This is a genomic window from Streptomyces mayonensis (assembly GCF_018982965.1).
Classification (GTDB): Bacteria; Actinomycetota; Actinomycetes; order Streptomycetales; family Streptomycetaceae; genus Streptomyces; species Streptomyces mayonensis.
In genome coordinates this window covers 1-17,401 of record NZ_JACBYP010000041.1, presented here as the reverse complement: position 1 = coordinate 17,401, position 17,401 = coordinate 1, and the positions used below count along the sequence as shown (strand labels likewise).

Genomic DNA, 17,401 nt, shown 5'->3' with positions numbered 1-17,401 from the left:
CACAACCACAACCACAACCACAACTGAAGAGCACAACCGAAGAGCACAACTGCACAACTGCACAACTGCTGAAGAAGCAGGTCGCGGTAAGCGCTACGGATGCGCACAGCCACCGTCACCGGCAGAAGGGAGCCGACTCAGAACATGTCCGGGCACCAAGGCCGCCTGGACGTACGCAGCAGGGCGTCGACCACACGGGCGGCGCCCGCTCGTTCTTCCCGCACCCGGCCGAGCGCGGCCAGCCGAACGGCCGACTCGTCACCCAGCCACAGTGCCGCGAGCTCGGCCACGTCGAGCACGAGGCCGGCGCTCTCGGTGGTCGGCACGCACGACGCCCCGTCCTCGCCCGCCTCCAGCCGCCACCGCCCGCCGGTCAGCCCGCCGCGGTCCACGACCTCCAGTACCAGCGACCCCTGCCCCTCGTACGTCCGCGCCTCCAGCGCCCGTACGACGTCCAGGATCCGCACCCACAGCCAGTCCGCCTGCGTGGTGATCCGCGCGGCCCGCGGGTCCGGCAGAAGGTGCGGGAGCAGGTCGTCCGGGGCCCGCCAGCCGCTCTTCACCGTCATGATCCAGTCGATCGAGCAGAGGAAGCGCCAGAGCGCGCGCTCGGCGTCCGGCGTCAGGGCCAGCAGCCAGTCGACGCTCGCCGTGTTCAGCGGCTGCTTGGCGTCGCCCCAGTGGTCGTCGGTCCGGTAGGAGGCCAGGCCCCGGACGTCCCCGTCCGCCGAGCGGTACAGGGCGTAGAAGGGCTCGGTCCACGGGGTGCCCTGCAGGTTCACCGCGCCGGTCCGGGACTGCCACCACAGCTCGTCCCGGCTGACCGCGCCCGGCTGGACCCGGCGCAGCCGCTCGTGCAGTTCGGGGCCGAGCTTGCGGACGTCCGCGCCGTCCACGAGGTCGATCCGTCCGCCGTCCTCCGGGGCGGCCCAGCGCCGGTCGAGGCCGGCCCTGGGCACGTCGACCGTCCACTCGGTCATGGTGGTGGCGGGCCCGAAGCCGTACCGGCCGTAGATCGGGTACTCGGCCGCGATCAGCGTCGCGACGACGTCCCCTCGGTCCTTGGCGGCGGCCAGGTCCTGCGCCATCATCCGCGTCAGCAGGCCGCGGCGGCGGTGGGTCGCGGTGACGGTCACGTTGGAGATGGCGTCGGCCTGGACGGGGGCGCCGCCGACGGCGGTCAGCTCCTGGTCGAAGGAGCGGAAGGTGGCCACACAGCGGTCGCCGTCGAAGGCGCCCAGCAGCCGCCCGGGCACGAACTGCCGCCGACGGGCCTCCAACTGCTCCGCTCCCACGGCGGGCGGCTGCAGGAACCCGGTGTTCAGAGCCCGGTTCCAGTCGGGCACCTCGGCCTCGGTGATAGGACGTACGTCTGTGTCGGCAGTGCTGGTCATGCCGCTCACGGTAGGCCGCCCCTCCGTCCCGCGTCGCGGGGATTTGCGGGGCCTCGCTCGGCCGGAAGAGCACTGGGACCGAGCCCCCGGTACGTCGGCGACGGCGCGGCAGTCGTGCCGCCCCGGGCCGGCGCCTCCTACGGCCGTGAACCCCTCGCACCCGGCCGCGACGCCGCACGGCCCCGGCCGGCACGCCCACGGACCCGGCCGCGACGCCCGCGCGGACCCGGCGCCCGTCAGAACGCCGCCCTGATCTCCCCCACCTCCCGGCCGCCCCCGAGCAGCGGGGCGCGGCCGATGCGGTCGACGACCGGACCCTGCACTCCGAGCAGGGTGAGGGCGCGGGCCAGGACCGGGCCCAGCGCCCGGGTCGCGCCGTCCTCGATCTTGAAGGCCAGGGCGCGGCCGTCCGGCAGGGCCACCGCCTGGACGGCCTCCGCGCCCATCTTGGCGAGCGTGCCGGGCACCTCGCGCATCAGCCAGGTGTCGGCGCGGCGCGTGCCCGCGACGTACTCGGGGTGGGCCCGCATCGCGTCGGCGACCCGGCGCTCCGCCGAACCGGGCTCGGCGGCCACGAAGGAGCGGAAGGCGCGGGCCAGCCCGACCAGGCTGACCGCCATCAGCGGCGCCCCGCACCCGTCCGTGCCGACGGCGGCGACCGGCTCGCCCGCCGCGTCCTCCACAACCCTGTGGATGGTGCGCTGGAGCGGGTGGCCGGGGTCGAGGTACGTCTCCAGCGGCCAGCCCCGCTGCACGCAGACGGCGAGCATCGCGGTGTGCTTGCCGGAGCAGTTCATGGTGACGCGGTCGGGTGCCGCGCCCGAGGACAGGTACGTCTCCCGCTCCTCGGGGTCCAGCGGCAGGTCGGGCGGGCACTGCAGGAGCGCCGGGTCGAGGCCGTGCTCGTCCAGCATCTTGCGGACCAGATCGCGGTGAAACGGTTCTCCCGAGTGGCTGGCTGCGGCCAGCGCAAGCCGCTCACCCGTGAGGTCGAGCCCGGCCCGCAGGACACCCGCCGCCTGCATCGGCTTGTTGGAGGAGCGCGGGAAGACCGGCGCCGTCACCTCGCCCAGCGCCAGCTCCACGGCCCCGTCGGCGCCCAGGACGACCAGGCTGCCCCGGTGCCGCCCCTCGACGAAACCCGACCGCACGACCTCGGCGAGGACCGGCGGCACGACGGGCGAGAGGGCGGACGTGGGCGCGGACTGCTCGGGCCCCGGCGACGGCTGGGGCTGGGGCTGCTGCGCCCGCTGGTTCTGCTGCGACGGCTGGGGCGATTGGGGCGATTGGGGCGACTGATGCGGTCGGGGCGCGGGCATCGGCGGTGGCCTTCCGGACGGGTGACCCGCCCGGCGACGGCCCGGGATCACCGGGCCCCGGGGCGGCGCGGAAGGCCGCCCCCGTGTCACACCAGCAGGTCGTCGACTTGTGCTTCTCCTTCACGGTACCGGCGGGCGATCTCGGCGCTGCAGTCGTCGGCGGTGCGCTGGAGCCGCTGCCGGCGCCGGGAGACCTGCTGCTCGTACCGCACGAGGCGGCCCATCCCGGTCGTCAGTTCGCCGTCGGTGCGGGCCGTCAGGTCGGACAGCTCCACCTCGCCGAGCATCTCGGCGGCCAGCCGCCGGCACTCCTCGGTGCGCGGCGTGCCCAGCGTCACGTGGCGGGCCGACGAACGCTGCCGGGCCGGCGCGTCGGCGAGGATCTCGGACAGCCGCTCGACCACGGAGCCGGTCGCCGCCGTCGTCACCACGGTCGCGGGCCCGCGCCGGGCCAGCTCCGCGCGCAGGATGTCGATACGGCCCTGGAGCAGCCGCCGCACGTAGCTGAGGTCGGCCTCCTCCCGCTGGGCGTCCCGGCGCAGGGCGCGCAGCTCCGGCAGGCTCAGTGCGCCCAGGTCGTGCGCCGGAGGATCCGGGGGCAGCCCCGGGCTGTCCGTGCGCTGCACGGGGGGCCTCAGGGCCTCCAGCGCGCCCGGCCCCGTCAACGCGACAGTGCCCAGCGACTGCCCCGTACTCGGTGTGCTCATGTACCTCTACCGTCCCCTCGCCCGGTCCTGGGGAGCATGGTGCCACCCCGCGTTGCCGCTATGTGACCGAGTGCCCGTGATCCGCCCCAGATGGGGGGTTAGGTGAGAAAAGAAGCCCCGTACGGGCCGTCGTACGGCGGCCCCCCTCGTCCGGGCGTCCCGGCGGCGCACGGCATCATGGCGGGATGCGTGCGGTGGTGCAGAGAGTGGACGGCGCGAGTGTCGTCGTGGACGGCGAGACCGTGGGGGCGATCGACGGCGAGGGACTGTGCGTCCTGGTGGGCGTCACCCACGAGGACACCAAGGAGAAGGCGGCGCAGCTGGCCCGCAAGCTCTGGTCGGTGCGGATCCTGCACGACGAGAAGTCGTGCAGCGACCTCGGCGCACCGCTGCTGGTGATCAGCCAGTTCACCCTGTACGGCGACGCGCGCAAGGGCCGCCGCCCCACCTGGAACGCGGCCGCGCCCGGCGACGTCGCCGAACCGCTGGTCGACGAGGTGGTCGCGCAACTGCGCGCGCTGGGCGCGACCGTGGCGACAGGCCGCTTCGGCGCGCAGATGCGGGTGTCCCTGACGAACGACGGCCCGTTCACCGTCCTCGTGGAAGTCTAGGAACTCGGTGGAGGTCTGAGACTCAGGGGTTCCTACGGCTCGACGACCGTCTCCTGCGCGGCCGCCGTGTCCTCGGCCGTCAGCCGGGCGTCCACCGGCACGTTCCGCTTGACCAGGGCGAGGGCGACAGGGCCCAGCTCGTGATGGCGTACGGACGTGGTGACGAAGCCGATCTTCCGGCCGTCGGGGCCGTCGTCGGCGAGGCGGATCTCCGCCCCGTTCGGCGGCAGGTGGACCTCGCTGCCGTCCAGGTGCAGGAAGACCAGCCGACGCGGCGGCTTGCCGAGGTTGTGCACGCGGGCGACGGTCTCCTGGCCCCGGTAGCAGCCCTTCTGGAGGTGCACGGCGGTGCCGATCCAGCCCAGCTCGTGCGGGATGGTCCGGTGGTCCGTCTCGAAGCCGAGCCGCGGCCGGTGCTGCTCGACGCGGAGCGCCTCGTGGGCGAGGATGCCGACAGCCGGGCCGGCGCCGGCGGCGAACGCCTCCAGCTCCTCCCTCGGCAGGAACAGGTCACGGCCGTACGGCGTCTCGCGGACGACGGCTCCCTCGGGGACCTCGGTGATCGACCCGGCGGGCAGGTGCACGAGGGCGGTGTCGGCGGTACGGTCGGCGACCTCGACCCGGTAGAAGAACTTCATCGACTCCAGGTAGGCGATCAGCGCCTCCTGGGTGCCGGGCTCGACGTGGGCCCAGACGGTGGTGCCGTCGTCGACGAGGTACAGGGCGTGCTCGATGTGGCCGTTCGCCGAGAGGACCAGCGCCTCGGTGGCCTCACCGGCCGGCAGCTCGCTGACGTGCTGGGTGAGCAGCAGGTGCAGCCAGCTCAGCCGGTCGTCACCGGTGACGGCGACGACACCGCGGTGGGAGAGGTCGACGAAGCCGGTGCCGTCGGCGAGGGCACGCTGCTCGCGGAACAGGTCGCCGTAGTGGGCGGCGACGCCTTCGTCCACACCCTCGGCGGGAACGGCGCCGGGCAGGGACAGCAGGGGGCTCTTCATGTCCCCCAGCCTACGACTCGGCAGTTGTACCCTTGGCCGCGCTCTTCGGGGAACAGTCCGCGCACCGCCCGAAGATCGCGAAGTGCTTCATGTCGGTGTCGAAGCCGAACTGCTCGCGCAGCTTGGCGGTGAAGTCGGCGGCCACCGACAGGTCGGCCTCGATGACGTTGGTGCAGTCCCGGCAGACCAGGTGGATGTGGTGGTGCCGGTCGGCCAGGTGGTACGTCGGCGCCCCGTGCCCGAGGTGGGCGTGGCTGACCAGGCCCAGCTCCTCCAGCAGCTCCAGCGTGCGGTACACGGTGGAGATGTTGACGCCCGAGGCGGTCTTGCGCACCTGGCCGAGGATGTCGTCGGGGGTCGCGTGCTCCAGGGTGTCCACGGCTTCGAGCACCAGCTGCCGCTGCGGGGTCAGCCGGTAGCCGCGCTGCCTGAGGTCACTCTTCCAGTCGGTGCTCACCACACCCCAGAGTCTAGGCCCGGCGGCCCGCGTCATGCTGTGAGCGTCCAGGAAGCGCCCCGCACGGGCCCTTGATCCGGAGGACTCTCCGTGACGGCTCACCGCCCGGAACCGCTCGCCGAGCCCCTCGTCCCCATGCCCGCCCTCACCCCGGAGGCGCTCCATACTGCGGTCGCGAGCCTGACGCCGGGCCGGCTGCCCGCGTTCGTTCAGGATCTCGTCGAGGCGACGACCAGCGCGCAGCAGACCCGGTCCCTCGCACCGCTGCGTACCTTCGTCCACACCTGGGGAGTCTTCGTGGCGATCCAGCGCCGGCCGTCCCGCGCGACGCGCCTGCGCCGCTTGGAAGAGGTGGTGAGCACGGGCACGGAGGATCCGACCGACGCCATCGCCGAGATGCGGAGGATCCACTCCGAGGCGGAGGCCGAGGCGGGCCTGTGAGCGGGGGCCGTGGGAGCTACTCGGGGACTACTTGAAGAAAGCGATCCCGTCGTCCGGCATGTCGTCCGGGAGGGCCTTGGCCCAGCGTTCGACGTCCTCCGGGGAGACGACCTTCTTCAGGTGCGCCGACATGTACGGGCGCAGCTCGACCTCGGGGGTCTGCTTCTCGCCGACCCACATCAGGTCGCTCTTCACGTACCCGTACAGCCGCTTGCCGCCGGTGTAGGGCTGGGAGGCCGCCGTGCGGGCCACCGCGTCCGTCGCCAGGTCGATCTGCGGCTTCTGGTCGGCCAGCTCGCCGTACCAGACCTCGACGACGCCGTCGTCCCGCACCATCGTGACCTCGACCTTGCGGTTCGGGTCGATACGCCAGTAGCCGTGCTCCGACTCCAGCGGCCGGACCTTGTTGCCCTCCTGGTCCAGGACCCAGGTGTGGGACTGGTACTCCAGGAAGTCCCGGCCGTCGTGGGTGAAGGACACCTCCTGGCCGAAGTTGCACTTCTCGGCGCCGGGGAAGTCGTGCACGCCCGCGCCGGCCCAGTTCCCGAGCAGGAAGGCGAGGGGGACGAGGTCCTTGTGCAGGTCGGACGGGATCTCGATCATGATGAGCGGTACTTCCTGGCGTCGGTGATCAGCGCTGGCCCTGGTACAGCTTCTTCACGGTCAGACCGGCGAAGGCGAGAACGCCGACGCAGACCAGGACCAGCAGGGCTTCGAAGAAGATCTCCACGGGGTGCTCCTTGAGCGGGGGGCATACGACAGGGCCGCCCCCAGCTTACGCGGCCCACCTCGGCTCTTCCCGTCGGACTCCGTCCACGAACGCGGCCCACGCGGGTGCGGCGAAGAGGAGCGCTCCGCGGGCGGGGGCCTTGCTGTCGCGGACGGGGACGAGGGAGGGGAGGTTGGGGGCGACTTCGACGCAATCGCCGCCGCTCGTGTTGCTGTAGCTGCTCTTGCGCCAGTCGGCGGCGCGGAGGAGGTCGTCGGAGACCTCGATGCACTCGCCGCCGTCCTGGTTGCTGTAGCTGCTCCTACGCCAGGTGATGACGCTCAGGTCGATGTCTCGCATGGCGCTTCCTCCAGCATCCGGCCGATGAACTCCCGCGACGCGCCCGGCGACAGGGCCGTATCGCGTACTCGATCGTATCGGAGCTGCAGCTGGTCGACTGCCGTTGTTTCCTGGACCAGTTCGCCCGAGTAGCCGGTCTCGACCCAGGCGACGATCCGCCCCGCTCCATGCAGAAACATGGTGTGGGTGTTTGTCAGCGCGTGCAGCCCAGCCGACCAGGGAACCACCTGGACGCAGATGTTGGGGCGCTCCCCCATCACAAGCAGATGACGGAGTTGAGCGCGCCACTCAGCCGGACTGCGCAACGCACTGTGCAGCACCGTCTCCGAGAGGATGGCCCGGAACTGCGGCCCGCCCTCGGCCAGCAGCCGTTCGCGGCGGCCCATGCGCGCCGCCACCTGCTTGTCCAGCTCCACGCCGGTCTGCCCGCCCTGCCTGAGCAGCTCAGCCGCGTACTCCGGAGTCTGGAGCAGACCCGGCACGATGCTGGGCGAGTACTGCCACATACTCACCGCCTCGGCCTCCAAGACCATGTACCGGCGGTACCGCTCCTTGAACTGCGTAGGATCCGCCACCGCCAGCTCCCACAGCGTGAGCAGCATGCCGCCCGTGCCGTAGTACTGGTCGAGCGCCTCGACGATCTCCGGGCCGCCCAGCGTGTGGCCGTTCTCCATCTTGCCGAACTGGGACGCGTCCCAGCCGACCGCCTCCGCCATGCCCCGCAGGGACACGCCCCGCGTCTGCCGGAGCAGCCGCAGTTCCTCCGCGAAACGTGCCCTCGGTTCCTGACTGCGACCCGTGATCGCCCTCCGCTGCGGCACCGCCACCCCTCCCGACTGTGGAATTTGTGGAATTTGGAGCGCCTCTTGTGGCACTAGCGGCCGTTCCGCGCTTGGCGACCCCCGGCGTGGGTCATGCTCGTACTGCCCACCGCTACACAGAGTAGGGCAACTGTCGCATTCCGTATAGATGTTGACGTAAGGGAGCAGACCCGTGAGAACCGAACCGGCAGCCTTCGAACCCGGCAACGTGCTCTACGACACCGCCACGGCAAGGGTCGGCGCGTACCAGGGTCTGGCCGGGCCCCGCGCGCTGCTCCGCCCCCTCGGCGGCGGCCGGGAGTGGGAGGCGGAGCCGGCCGGGCTGCGCCGGGCGACCGACCGTGAGCGCATCGGGGCAGGCCTGCGCGCCGCGAACGAACGCACCCTCGCCCGGCCCCCGGACCCCTGCGCACTGGAAAGGCCGCCGCTGCCGGTCACCGGCTGCGAGGCCTGCGCCGGGCTGGCCGACCGGCGGGAGGCCGCGCGGGCGGCGTTCGACCACAGCGCGGTGACGGACGCGAACGTCCTGCTGCGCCAGCACCAGCGCGAGGAGCACGAGGGATGACGTACGACGGCGGACTGCCCTACGAGGAGTGCAGGCGGGCCCAGCAGGCCGCGCCCCGGCGAGACCGGGACCGGGCACCCCTCTCCCCCGGCTACGCGCTGCCCCCGTTCCACCCGGCGCACCCGCCGAGGCCCGTGCCGAAGCACCGGGCCAGGCCCCGGCCGCGGCACGGGCGGCGGCCGGACGGCGCCACCGTCAGCGCCCTGCTCACCGTCCTCTGCGTCGCGACGCTGCTGGTGACGATCACCTTCGCAGCGGTCTGACGCGGCCCCGCGAGGGCTACGCTTCCGGCATGGCGAAGAAGCTCGTGATCAAGGTGACGGCGGGGGCCGATGCTCCCGAGCGGTGTTCGCAGGCGTTCACCGTGGCGGCGGTGGCCGTGGCCAGCGGGGTGGACGTGTCGCTGTGGCTGACCGGGGAGTCCGCCTGGTTCGCGGTGCCGGGGCGGGCGGCCGAGTTCGAGCTGCCGCACGCCGCGCCGCTGCCCGACCTGCTCGACTCCCTCCTCGCGGGCGGCCGGGTGACGCTGTGCACCCAGTGCGCCGCCCGCCGCGACCTCACCGAGAAGGACGTCATCGAGGGCGTACGCATCGCGGGCGCCCAGGTCTTCGTGCAGGAGGCGCTGGCCGACGACACGCAGGCCCTCGTCTACTGAGCATCCTGTAGGGATTCGTGCCTGCGCGGGGCGCCGGTGCGAGACCGGGGAGTGAGCTGATACACGACTGAGTGGTTGCCGCGGTGCGCCCGCTGCGCGGGCGCGGCCGGCCGGAGATCCCCTGAGCCTACGGTCCGGGCCAAGGGGAACGGCCGGTGCCGTTCCTCCGTACGAGCCCGCGCGCCGACGCCCGGCGGCGGACGACAGGAGGCACTCATGCGTCACGGGAGTCACTCATGCGCCGATGGATGAGCCGCAGGGCGGCCGCCGTCCTGACGACGGGAGTCGTGGCGATCACGACCCTGTTCGCCGCTCTGCCGGCGCAGGCGGTCATCGGCGGCACCGAGTCCACCGAGCCGTATTCGTTCATGGTCTCGCTTCAGTACGACCCTCCGCGGCAGGACGGTCACCGGTGCGGGGCGGTGCTCATCGCGCCGCAGTGGGCGGTGACCGCGGGCCACTGCGCCAACACCCCGACCGGCTCGACGGCGGGCGTCCCCCGCGACTGGAAGGTCCGCGTCGGCTCGCTGGACACCACCGACGGCGGCGAAGTCACCGATGTCGACCGGTTCTACCGGCGCCACAACACCTACAACCCCGCCGGCGAGGACATCACCGTGCTGCACCTGCGCACCCCGGTGCGGGCCGAGCCCGTGCGGCTCGCCAAGACCACTCCCACCGACGGGACGGCCGTCCGCATCCTCGGCTGGGGCGCCACCGCGCAGTCCTGCGGCGACTTCGACGACCCCGACTGCTATCCCAGCAGGCTCCGCGAAGCGGACACCGAGGTGCTGCCGCTGGAGGAGTGCTGGGAGGGCGACGGCGAGACCCTGCCCCTGTGCGTGGGCAGCACCGACCCCGCCGTCGGGCCGGGGATGACGGACTCCGGGGGGCCTGCCCTGGTCCGTGAGGGCGACGCGTGGGCACTGGCCGGAACGGTCATCGGTCCCGGCAACAAGGGCTCCGACTTCCCCACCCTGTACACCGACGTCGCGGAGAACACCGACTGGATCAACGGCATCGTGGACGGAACCGACGTACCCCCGTTCGACCCGGTGCCGGACGTGGAAGGCTCCGCCACGGTCGGCACGTGCCACGGGTCGGTGGTGCGCGCTTCCACCGCGCGCCCCGAGGACCCTGCGCTGGCGCTGACCAACGGCCACTGCGTGCCGAGCGGGCGGCCCGCCCCGGGGACGGCGGTGGTGGACCGGCCCGCCGACCTGGAGGAGCCGGTCGAGGTCTACGACTCCGCCGGCTACACCCGCACCACGGCCCGCGCGACGCGGCTGATGTACGCGACGATGACGGGCACCGACGTCGCGCTGTACCGGCTGGACAAGACGTACGCCCAGCTCGCCGCGGAGGGTGCGAAGGTCTTCCGGCTGGGCACCTCCCCGATGCGCGCCGGCGACCAGTTCCTCATGGGCCGCCGGATCAACCGCCCGCTGTGCTCGGTGGAGGCCGTGGCGCCACAGCTGCGGGAGGGCGGCTACCAGCAGGACGACGCGGTGCGCTACGCCCCGGGCGACGACTGCGCCAGCAGGCCCGGTGACTCCGGCGCGCCGCTGCTGTCACCCGACGGCAACACGGTCGTGGGCATCAACAACAGCAGCAACCGCGACGGCGAGGAGTGCACGGAGGACAACCCGTGCGAGGTCGGCCCGGACGGCACCGTGACCGCGGTACAGGGCCGCAGTTACGGGCAGCAGGTGAGCGGGATCTCCGCCTGCCTGGCCGAAGGGTCGCGGTGGGACGCGGCCCGACCGGGCTGCGCGTCGGACGGTGCCGCACCCGTCACAGGGTGACCTGCGTCCACAGGCAGAAGGGGTGCCCGGCCGGGTCGAGCAGGACGCGGACGTCGTCCTGGGGCTGGTACTCGGCGAGCCGGGCACCCTCGGCCACGGCCCGCTCGGTCTCCGCCGCCAGGTCGTCGACCTGGATGTCGAGGTGCAGCATCATCTGCTGCTCGCCCGGTTCGCGGGACGGCCAGGCGGGCGGCACGTAGGCGGGCTCCGTCTCGAAGGCCAGGGACGTGCCGGCGGTGCCGGGCGGCGGGCCGATGAGGACCCAGCCGCCGTCCTCGGCACGCACCACGTAGCCCAGCAACCGCCGGTAGAAACCGGCGAGTTCCTGGGCGTCGTGCGCGTCGAGTACGACCGTGGACAGCTTCGTCGGGGACATGACCGCCATCCTCGCCGAGGGCCGGGCTCAGCGCGGGCGTTTCTTCCCGTCCAGTTCGTCCCACCACTCGTCGGACTGGGCGTCGCCCGACGGGCCGTCCCACCAGCGGTCGTCCGGGCCGCGCCGGTTGGCCGTCATCGCCGCCACCGGCGGGATGAGCATCGCCACCACGCACATGCCCACGGCGGCCGGGACGGACCAGAGGCGCACGACCGCCCAGGCCAGGACGAAGAGCACGATGCAGGTCCCCATCATGGCGAAGTAGACGTGCCGCCGCCGTGCGTACATGTCTCCAGGGTAGGCCGGTGCCGTCGTGGCGTCGCACCCGCCGAGCGAGCACTCGGGAACCCGTTCAACTATTTCTTTGCCATAACGAAGCGCACGGAATCGCATCCGCAATTAGCAAAGATGCCATCGCAAAGAAGCTTCACAAATGAGTAGCTTCCCGGCAAAGCAGTCGTCTGAAATGTCGGCGACCTGCCAAAAACATGCATAATTCCAGGTGACACCTCCCGTCCATCCCGACGCGACACGAACCCGCAACCGCTCAAATGTGCTGTTACCGTGCCAAGCGTTTGCAGGCCAAAAAAGTCTGCCTTTTTGTGAACGCTCCCGGTCCAGCGACGAGCTGCCGGGCTGGAGCCTGTCGCCGCCTCACGCGTGCGGGGCTCCACCGAGTCGAAGGAGGTGGCGCGTGTGGACGGAATGGAGACAGCCCAGTTCAGCGCCCTGGTAATCGTGGGTCTTCTGGTCTTCTTCTACGGAGGGACCTTCCTGATATCGACCCGCATCGGCAAGAAGGAAGAGAACGCCGACGGCTATATGACCGCCGGCAACAACATCGGTTTCGGAATATCCGCGGCCAGTATGACGGCGACCTGGATCTGGGCGTCGTCGATGTACGCCTCCGCGACATCCGGCTACACATACGGTATCTCGGGGCCCATCCATTACGGGCTCTGGGGAGCCCTGATGATTCTCTTCATCTACCCCTTCGGCAAACGGATCCGGGCCGTGGCGCCGAAGGCGCACACCCTCGCCGAGGTCATGTACGCCCGGCACGGCCGCTCCAGCCAGCTGATGCTCGCCGGCTCGAACATCGTCGGCAGCCTGATCAGCCTGATGTCCAACTTCATCGCGGGTGGCGTGCTGATCTCGCTGCTGTCGCCCTTCACCTTCACCCAGGGCGTCTTCGCCGTCGCCGCGGGCGTGCTGCTCTACACCCTGTGGTCCGGCTTCCGCGCCTCGGTGCTCACCGACTTCGTCCAGGTCGTCGCGATGCTCGGCGCCGTGGCCGTCATCGTCCCGTTCATCTTCTTCGCGGCCGACTTCCCGGCGGCCTTCGAGACCGGCGCCGGCAACCTGACCGCACAGCAGGGCGACTTCTTCTCCAGCCAGGCCTTCATGGAGCAGGGCGCACCGTACATCGCCGCGGTGCTCGCCTACGCGATCGGCAACCAGACCATCGCGCAGCGGCTCTTCGCGGTGAAGGAGAGCCTGATCAAGCCGACCTTCATCACGGCGACCGTCGGCTACGGCGCGATGGTCATCGGCGTCGGCATGCTCGGCGTACTCGCCCTCTACCTCGGCTACGAGCCGACCGGCGGCGACCTGAACAACATCATTCCCGGCATGGCCGCCGAGTACCTGCCGCCCGTGCTGCTGGCGCTGTTCTTCATCATGATCGTCGGTGCCCTCTCCTCCACCGCCGACTCCGACCTCGCGGCCCTCTCCTCCATCGTGATGGCCGACGTCTACGGCCAGAACGTGGCCGGCAAGGAGAAGGCCGACCCGAAGACCATGCTGCTCGTCGGCCGCATCACCATGGTGGTGGCGACCGCGGTGGCCGTGGCCTTCGCCAGCCTGCAACTCAACATCCTCGACCTGCTGGTCTTCGTCGGCGCGCTGTGGGGCGCCCTCGTCTTCCCGGTGCTGGCCAGCTTCTACTGGGACAAGGTCACCGGCAGGGCGTTCACCACCTCCGTGCTCGCGGCGCTCGCGGTGTTCCTGCCGGTCCGTTTCGGCTGGATCTCCGTGGACGGCTTCTTCGGCATCGTCGTGGACGTGCTGTCCGTCGTCGGGGTCGGCGTCGTCCTCGGCCTGATGGCGTTCGGGTTCTTCGGCGTCCGGACGGCGAAGATCGTCGGTGTGGTGGCGATCGTGGCGACCGCGCCGTTCGCCATCGGCTCCCTGCACGAGTACGCCACCCTGTGCGGCTCGCTGGTCGCCTACTCGGTGTCCACGGTCATCTGCTGGGCCATGTCCGTGCGCCGGCGCGAGGGCTTCGACTTCGCCGTCATCGCGCAGCGCACCGGCGACTTCGACGACGGCCCGGAGGCGGCCGCCGCGGGTACGGGCGCCGGTACGAGTGACGGTACGGACGCCACGTCCGCCGCCGCCGACGACGACCCGCAGCCCGCCGGGACCGGTACCCAGTGACGGCCGGCCGAGGCCCAGTGACGACCCGCCCGGCGACGACCCGCCCGGTGATTTCCGAGGAGGCACCGTGACCACCGCAGCCCTGACCGCGTACGTCCTGATCTGGCCCGTGCTCGTGGCCGTCGTCCTGGTCGTGATCAGCCGCGGCTTCCTCCGCGAGTGGCTGGAGGCCCGCCGCAACGGCGAGGACCTGATCTGATCCACGCCCGCCGCACCCCGTGCGGCGGGGTACGGAGACGCGGTGAGGGGCCGCGCCCGGGTGTCCAACCCGTGGGCGCGGCCCCTCACCGCATGGTGTACGCGGCGCCGTCAGACGGCGATCGCGACGTCCGCCAGACCGCCCTGCTGGGCCACGACCGTGCGGTCGGCGCTGCCGCCGGGGACGAGCGCCCGTACGGTCCAGGTGCCCTCGGCCGCGTAGAAGCGGAACTGGCCCGTCGCGGACGTCGGCACCTCCGCCGTGAACTCGCCGGTGGCGTCCAGCAGCCGGACGTAGCCCGTCACCGGCTCGCCGTCACGGGTCACCTGACCCTGGATGGTGGTCTCACCGGGCTTGATCGTCGAGGCGTCGGGGCCGCCGGCCTTCGCTCCGCACATGTCGTACTCCTGAGGGGTTGGGGGGCGGACTTGCCCGTTCTTACTTGTTGGCGCCGAGCTCGATCGGCACGCCGACGAGGGAGCCGTACTCGGTCCAGGAGCCGTCGTAGTTCTTGACGTTCTCCACGCCCAGCAGCTCGTGCAGGACGAACCAGGTCAGGGCCGAGCGCTCACCGATGCGGCAGTAGGCGATGGTGTCCTTCGCCAGGTCGACCTGCTCGTCGGTGTAGAGCTCCTTGAGCTCGTCGTCCGACTTGAAGGTGCCGTCGTCGTTGGCGTTCTTCGACCACGGGATGTTGCGCGCGGACGGGACGTGGCCCGGACGCTGCGACTGCTCCTGCGGGAGGTGGGCCGGGGCGAGCAGCTTGCCGGAGAACTCGTCGGGCGAGCGGACGTCGACGAGGTTCTGCGCGCCGATCGCCTGGACCACGTCGTCGCGGAACGCGCGGATCGCGGTGTTCTGCGGCTTGGCCTTGTAGTCGGTGGCGGGACGCTGCGGCACGTCGTCACCGGCGACCAGCTCGCGGGCGTCCAGCTCCCACTTCTTGCGGCCGCCGTCGAGAAGCTTGACGTTCTCGTGGCCGTAGAGCTTGAAGTACCAGTAGGCGTAGGACGCGAACCAGTTGTTGTTGCCGCCGTAGAGGATCACCAGCGTGTCGTTGGCGATGCCCTTCGCCGAGAGCAGCTTCTCGAAGCCCTCCTGGTCGACGAAGTCGCGGCGGACCGGGTCCTGGAGGTCCTGCGTCCAGTCGATCCGGATCGCGTTCTTGATGTGGTTCTTCTCGTACGCGGACGTGTCCTCGTCCACCTCGACGATCGCGATGTTCGAGTCGTCCAGGTGGTCCTGCAGCCAGTCGGCGTCGACCAGGACGTCGCTGCGGCTCATGTTTTCTCCTCCGGGGCAGTTGGCGGCGGGCGTGCGGTGCGAGAGTGCGCGCGCTCGGGCCGTGCGGCGGCGCGCGGGTGCCCACGACGGGCGGGGCGAGGGGTGAGGACGAGGGGGACGTGGACGGCGGCGTCGCCGTCCGCCTCAGGAGGTGCGACAGAGCATGGCGGCAACGCGGCACAGGTCCACTGCCCGCCGCTTCGTGAGGTCCGCCTGTCGCTTCATGGGACCGATCGTAAGGATTCAGGACGGGCCGTGTCACCGATGTGTCGCATGGTGAGACTCGATCGTCCGGAATGCGGGATCGGCGCCGCTCCCGAGGTGCCGCCGGGCGCCGACCTGGCCGGTCCGGCCGGTTCCCGCATCTGCGGTACGGACGACTCCGTCTCACTCTGCGGACCGTGGACCCGTACGCCATACGGTTCCGTCTTCGTACGCGATACGCGGTACGACGTAGACCCGCAGGCCCGTAGGCCCGTAGGCCCGTAGGCCGACCTTCGTCCTACCCGGCCAGCTTGACGTTCGAACCCTTCACCGTGATCTCGACGCCGTCCTTCGCCGCCTCGACCTTGTCCAGGTCGATGCCGCCCGGCAGCTCGTCGATGGTCTGCTGGAAGTCCGTGATGGCCCGGATCCGGGACTCGGCGAGCTGCTTGCCGCCGATCTGGGGCAGGCCGTCCGCGACGACCTCGACGTCGTTGTCCTTCACCTTGACCGAGCTGAGCACCTCGACCGGCTCGGGGTACTCCACGCCGAGCACCGTCGCCCGGACCGTCACCTTGATCTTGCCGTTGCCGCCGTCGGAGAGGCCGACGACCTTGGCGGTGACGCCGGGGGCGACGTCCGTGGACTCGGACCTGGTGGCCTTCATCAGCTCGTCGTAGCTCACGGTCGCCGTGCCGGTGGCGTCGGCCGCGGTGGCGGAGCTGTAGTCGCCGGAGAACTTGACGCCCGTCATGTGCGCGCTCAGGTCGTCGATGCGGACCTTTTCGCCGCCGTTGGCCGTGGTGGCCTCGTAGTCGTCGATGCCGACCTCCACCTCGTCCAGCTCGCCGCCGGCGACCTGGGTGAGGAAGGGGAAGCCGTTGATGGAGACGTCCGGCTTCGAGGGCAGGTTCTCGGTGCTGCGCAGCTTGTCCGCGACCTCGTCCTCGGCGAAGTTGACGGCGACACGGTCGGCGATCACGAAGAGGCCGCCGAGGATCACGACGACGATCAACAGTATTCGCAGTGCGCGCATGCTTGTCTTCCCCAACCCTGGACATCCTGGACGGTCCAACGACGGCGGTCCCCCGACGACCGGCGGTCGTCCAGCGCGAGCGTAACGCGGGCCGGCGGCACCCCCTGAATTTTGTCGAACAGCTGTGACGTGAGGCGGCTGTGACAGGAGGTGCCGTGCCCGTACCGGGCGCCGGTCAGGCCAGCGCCCGGCCCAGCAGGTACACCGCCGGGGCCGCGGCCGCGAGCGGCAGCGCCACGCCCGCCGTGAAGTGGACGAAGCGGGAGGGGTAGTCGTACGCCGCGACGCGCAGGCCGACCAGCGCGCACACCGCCGCACCCGCGCCGAGCAGCGCCCCCGACGACGCCCCGAAGTCCGTCATCGAGCCGACCGCGGCCCCCGCACCGGCCGCCGCGAGCAGCGCGACGACCACGGAGGCCGGGGTCGGCAGCGGTACGGCACGGGCCACGGCGGCGACCGCCACCGCGACCGCGCCGACCGACACGGCCTCCGCGTCGGCGGCCAGGTAGCCGCCCGCGACCACGGCCAGGGCCGCGGCGGCGACGGTCGCCATCAGGCCGTACATCCGCTCGTCGGGGTCGGCGTGCGAACGCAGGGTCAGGACGAGGGAGAGCAGCACCCACACCCCGAGCGTGCCGAGGATCGCCGCCGGTGAGCGGTCCGACACCAGCAGCGCCGCATCGGCGGCCAGCGCGCCCGCGAAGCCCAGCGCGATGCCCTGCCGGGCCGGCCACATGCCGTTCAGCCGGAACCAGCCCGCCGCGGTGAGGCCCTGGAGGGCGACGAGTGGGACGAGCAGGGCGTACGTGCCGAGCGCCGCGGCGCCGGACAGCAGCAGGCCGAGCAGCGCGGTGAGGCCCGCGGGCTGCATCCCCGGGTCGATGATCGGCGACCGGCCCTCGGCCCGGGCCCGCTGGGCGTCGGTGACCCGCGTGTTCCCGGCGACGGTCGCCGGGCCGTAGCCGGTGCCGCCGGAGGGGGCGGAGGAGGGAGAGGGAGAGGGGGAAGGAGAGGGGTCAGG

Annotated in this window: 23 protein-coding genes; 8 read left to right on the top strand and 15 right to left on the bottom strand. The window is 71.5% G+C overall.

Features of this window, described 5'->3' with window-relative positions:
• Positions 1–137 precede the first annotated feature (137 nt).
• From HZS56_RS17685 to HZS56_RS17675, 3 genes are all read right to left on the bottom strand, one after another.
• Positions 138–1,394: a GNAT family N-acetyltransferase gene (locus HZS56_RS17685; protein ID WP_216721668.1), complete on the bottom strand. Its 1,257-nt coding sequence runs from the start codon at positions 1,392–1,394 to the stop codon at positions 138–140.
• 236 nt (positions 1,395–1,630) lie between these two features.
• Positions 1,631–2,713 (bottom strand): asparaginase, encoded by a 1,083-nt coding sequence (locus HZS56_RS17680; RefSeq protein ID WP_253914431.1) that lies wholly within the window; start codon positions 2,711–2,713, stop codon positions 1,631–1,633.
• Positions 2,714–2,799: 86 nt separating this feature from the next.
• The gene (locus HZS56_RS17675) at positions 2,800–3,420 is read right to left on the bottom strand and encodes an RsiG family protein (protein WP_216721667.1); all 621 of its coding nucleotides are present in this window, start codon (positions 3,418–3,420) and stop codon (positions 2,800–2,802) included.
• Positions 3,421–3,605: 185 nt separating this feature from the next.
• Here HZS56_RS17675 and dtd point away from each other — a divergent pair, with 185 nt between their 5' ends.
• Positions 3,606–4,031 carry a D-aminoacyl-tRNA deacylase gene (dtd, locus tag HZS56_RS17670; protein ID WP_216721666.1) on the top strand — a complete coding sequence of 142 codons (426 nt, stop codon included), beginning with the start codon at positions 3,606–3,608 and terminating at the stop codon, positions 4,029–4,031.
• A gap of 32 nt (positions 4,032–4,063) precedes the next feature.
• Here the strand turns inward: dtd and ygfZ are convergent, their stop codons facing one another.
• Positions 4,064–5,029, bottom strand: coding sequence for a CAF17-like 4Fe-4S cluster assembly/insertion protein YgfZ (ygfZ, locus tag HZS56_RS17665; protein WP_216721665.1), 966 nt, complete (start codon positions 5,027–5,029; stop codon positions 4,064–4,066).
• Positions 5,030–5,039: 10 nt separating this feature from the next.
• A complete protein-coding gene (locus tag HZS56_RS17660) occupies positions 5,040–5,489 on the bottom strand; it encodes a Fur family transcriptional regulator (protein ID WP_216721664.1) in 450 nt (149 codons plus the stop codon).
• Between the two features lie 87 nt (positions 5,490–5,576).
• Here HZS56_RS17660 and HZS56_RS17655 point away from each other — a divergent pair, with 87 nt between their 5' ends.
• Positions 5,577–5,927, top strand: coding sequence for a DUF6247 family protein (locus HZS56_RS17655; protein ID WP_308408093.1), 351 nt, complete (start codon positions 5,577–5,579; stop codon positions 5,925–5,927).
• Between the two features lie 27 nt (positions 5,928–5,954).
• Here HZS56_RS17655 and HZS56_RS17650 read toward each other — a convergent pair whose 3' ends face one another.
• The 3 genes from HZS56_RS17650 to HZS56_RS17640 all read right to left on the bottom strand — a co-directional run bounded on the left by HZS56_RS17650 (position 5,955) and on the right by HZS56_RS17640 (position 7,817).
• Entirely contained in the window at positions 5,955–6,530 is a 576-nt protein-coding gene (locus tag HZS56_RS17650; protein WP_216721663.1) for a heme-binding beta-barrel domain-containing protein, read from the bottom strand.
• Between the two features lie 172 nt (positions 6,531–6,702).
• On the bottom strand, positions 6,703–6,996 hold the full coding sequence (locus tag HZS56_RS17645; protein ID WP_216721662.1) for a DUF397 domain-containing protein: 294 nt from the start codon (positions 6,994–6,996) through the stop codon (positions 6,703–6,705).
• Positions 6,978–7,817: a helix-turn-helix domain-containing protein gene (locus HZS56_RS17640; protein ID WP_216721710.1), complete on the bottom strand. Its 840-nt coding sequence runs from the start codon at positions 7,815–7,817 to the stop codon at positions 6,978–6,980. Before HZS56_RS17640 ends, HZS56_RS17645 begins: the two co-directional genes overlap by 19 nt.
• Positions 7,818–7,989: 172 nt before the next feature.
• Here HZS56_RS17640 and HZS56_RS17635 point away from each other — a divergent pair, with 172 nt between their 5' ends.
• The 4 genes from HZS56_RS17635 (at position 7,990) to HZS56_RS17620 (ending at position 10,842) form a co-directional block, all read left to right on the top strand.
• A complete protein-coding gene (locus HZS56_RS17635) occupies positions 7,990–8,382 on the top strand; it encodes a hypothetical protein (protein ID WP_216721661.1) in 393 nt (130 codons plus the stop codon).
• Positions 8,379–8,645: a hypothetical protein gene (locus HZS56_RS17630; RefSeq protein WP_216721660.1), complete on the top strand. Its 267-nt coding sequence runs from the start codon at positions 8,379–8,381 to the stop codon at positions 8,643–8,645. The genes HZS56_RS17635 and HZS56_RS17630 overlap by 4 nt, the downstream gene beginning before the upstream one ends.
• Positions 8,646–8,674: 29 nt before the next feature.
• Positions 8,675–9,037, top strand: coding sequence for a DsrE family protein (locus HZS56_RS17625; RefSeq protein ID WP_003974797.1), 363 nt, complete (start codon positions 8,675–8,677; stop codon positions 9,035–9,037).
• A 236-nt stretch (positions 9,038–9,273) separates the two neighbouring features.
• Entirely contained in the window at positions 9,274–10,842 is a 1,569-nt protein-coding gene (locus tag HZS56_RS17620) for a S1 family serine peptidase (RefSeq protein WP_216721659.1), read from the top strand.
• Here HZS56_RS17620 and HZS56_RS17615 read toward each other — a convergent pair.
• Positions 10,832–11,218 carry a VOC family protein gene (locus HZS56_RS17615; RefSeq protein WP_216721658.1) on the bottom strand — a complete coding sequence of 129 codons (387 nt, stop codon included), beginning with the start codon at positions 11,216–11,218 and terminating at the stop codon, positions 10,832–10,834. The two genes, HZS56_RS17620 and HZS56_RS17615, sit on opposite strands and share 11 nt — an antisense overlap.
• 27 nt (positions 11,219–11,245) lie before the next feature.
• Positions 11,246–11,578: a DUF3099 domain-containing protein gene (locus HZS56_RS17610; RefSeq protein ID WP_216721709.1), complete on the bottom strand. Its 333-nt coding sequence runs from the start codon at positions 11,576–11,578 to the stop codon at positions 11,246–11,248.
• 345 nt (positions 11,579–11,923) lie between these two features.
• Between HZS56_RS17610 and HZS56_RS17605 the strand changes: the two genes are divergently transcribed.
• Positions 11,924–13,657: a sodium:solute symporter family protein gene (locus HZS56_RS17605; protein ID WP_253914435.1), complete on the top strand. Its 1,734-nt coding sequence runs from the start codon at positions 11,924–11,926 to the stop codon at positions 13,655–13,657.
• A 67-nt stretch (positions 13,658–13,724) separates the two neighbouring features.
• On the top strand, positions 13,725–13,856 hold the full coding sequence (locus HZS56_RS17600) for a putative transporter small subunit (protein WP_216721657.1): 132 nt from the start codon (positions 13,725–13,727) through the stop codon (positions 13,854–13,856).
• A gap of 110 nt (positions 13,857–13,966) precedes the next feature.
• On the opposite strand, the gene HZS56_RS17595 is transcribed toward HZS56_RS17600, so the two are convergent.
• The 5 genes from HZS56_RS17595 to HZS56_RS17580 all read right to left on the bottom strand — a co-directional run.
• Complete coding sequence (locus tag HZS56_RS17595; protein WP_216721656.1) at positions 13,967–14,254, bottom strand: DUF1416 domain-containing protein; 288 nt, start codon at positions 14,252–14,254, stop codon at positions 13,967–13,969.
• 40 nt (positions 14,255–14,294) lie between these two features.
• Positions 14,295–15,140, bottom strand: coding sequence for a sulfurtransferase (locus HZS56_RS17590; RefSeq protein ID WP_216721655.1), 846 nt, complete (start codon positions 15,138–15,140; stop codon positions 14,295–14,297).
• A 144-nt stretch (positions 15,141–15,284) separates the two neighbouring features.
• On the bottom strand, positions 15,285–15,365 hold the full coding sequence (locus HZS56_RS39085; RefSeq protein WP_350240574.1) for a putative leader peptide: 81 nt from the start codon (positions 15,363–15,365) through the stop codon (positions 15,285–15,287).
• Positions 15,366–15,642: 277 nt separating this feature from the next.
• Entirely contained in the window at positions 15,643–16,380 is a 738-nt protein-coding gene (locus HZS56_RS17585) for an LmeA family phospholipid-binding protein (RefSeq protein WP_216721654.1), read from the bottom strand.
• Positions 16,381–16,555: 175 nt separating this feature from the next.
• Positions 16,556–17,401: hypothetical protein (locus HZS56_RS17580; RefSeq protein ID WP_216721653.1), on the bottom strand; the 846-nt coding region annotated here is incomplete at its 5' end.

What these genes read in the sequence shown, in the direction of transcription:
- HZS56_RS17685 (WP_216721668.1), bottom strand. Translation starts at nt 1,394, where the DNA reads ATGACCAGCACTGCCGACACAGACGTACGTCCTATCACCGAGGCCGAG.
- HZS56_RS17680 (WP_253914431.1), bottom strand. Translation starts at nt 2,713, where the DNA reads ATGCCCGCGCCCCGACCGCATCAGTCGCCCCAATCGCCCCAATCGCCC.
- HZS56_RS17675 (WP_216721667.1), bottom strand. Translation starts at nt 3,420, where the DNA reads ATGAGCACACCGAGTACGGGGCAGTCGCTGGGCACTGTCGCGTTGACG.
- dtd (WP_216721666.1), top strand. Translation starts at nt 3,606, where the DNA reads ATGCGTGCGGTGGTGCAGAGAGTGGACGGCGCGAGTGTCGTCGTGGAC.
- ygfZ (WP_216721665.1), bottom strand. Translation starts at nt 5,029, where the DNA reads ATGAAGAGCCCCCTGCTGTCCCTGCCCGGCGCCGTTCCCGCCGAGGGT.
- HZS56_RS17650 (WP_216721663.1), bottom strand. Translation starts at nt 6,530, where the DNA reads ATGATCGAGATCCCGTCCGACCTGCACAAGGACCTCGTCCCCCTCGCC.
- HZS56_RS17645 (WP_216721662.1), bottom strand. Translation starts at nt 6,996, where the DNA reads ATGCGAGACATCGACCTGAGCGTCATCACCTGGCGTAGGAGCAGCTAC.
- HZS56_RS17630 (WP_216721660.1), top strand. Translation starts at nt 8,379, where the DNA reads ATGACGTACGACGGCGGACTGCCCTACGAGGAGTGCAGGCGGGCCCAG.
- HZS56_RS17625 (WP_003974797.1), top strand. Translation starts at nt 8,675, where the DNA reads ATGGCGAAGAAGCTCGTGATCAAGGTGACGGCGGGGGCCGATGCTCCC.
- HZS56_RS17620 (WP_216721659.1), top strand. Translation starts at nt 9,274, where the DNA reads ATGCGCCGATGGATGAGCCGCAGGGCGGCCGCCGTCCTGACGACGGGA.
- HZS56_RS17615 (WP_216721658.1), bottom strand. Translation starts at nt 11,218, where the DNA reads ATGTCCCCGACGAAGCTGTCCACGGTCGTACTCGACGCGCACGACGCC.
- HZS56_RS17605 (WP_253914435.1), top strand. Translation starts at nt 11,924, where the DNA reads ATGGAGACAGCCCAGTTCAGCGCCCTGGTAATCGTGGGTCTTCTGGTC.
- HZS56_RS17595 (WP_216721656.1), bottom strand. Translation starts at nt 14,254, where the DNA reads ATGTGCGGAGCGAAGGCCGGCGGCCCCGACGCCTCGACGATCAAGCCC.
- HZS56_RS17590 (WP_216721655.1), bottom strand. Translation starts at nt 15,140, where the DNA reads ATGAGCCGCAGCGACGTCCTGGTCGACGCCGACTGGCTGCAGGACCAC.
- HZS56_RS39085 (WP_350240574.1), bottom strand. Translation starts at nt 15,365, where the DNA reads ATGAAGCGACAGGCGGACCTCACGAAGCGGCGGGCAGTGGACCTGTGC.
- HZS56_RS17585 (WP_216721654.1), bottom strand. Translation starts at nt 16,380, where the DNA reads ATGCGCGCACTGCGAATACTGTTGATCGTCGTCGTGATCCTCGGCGGC.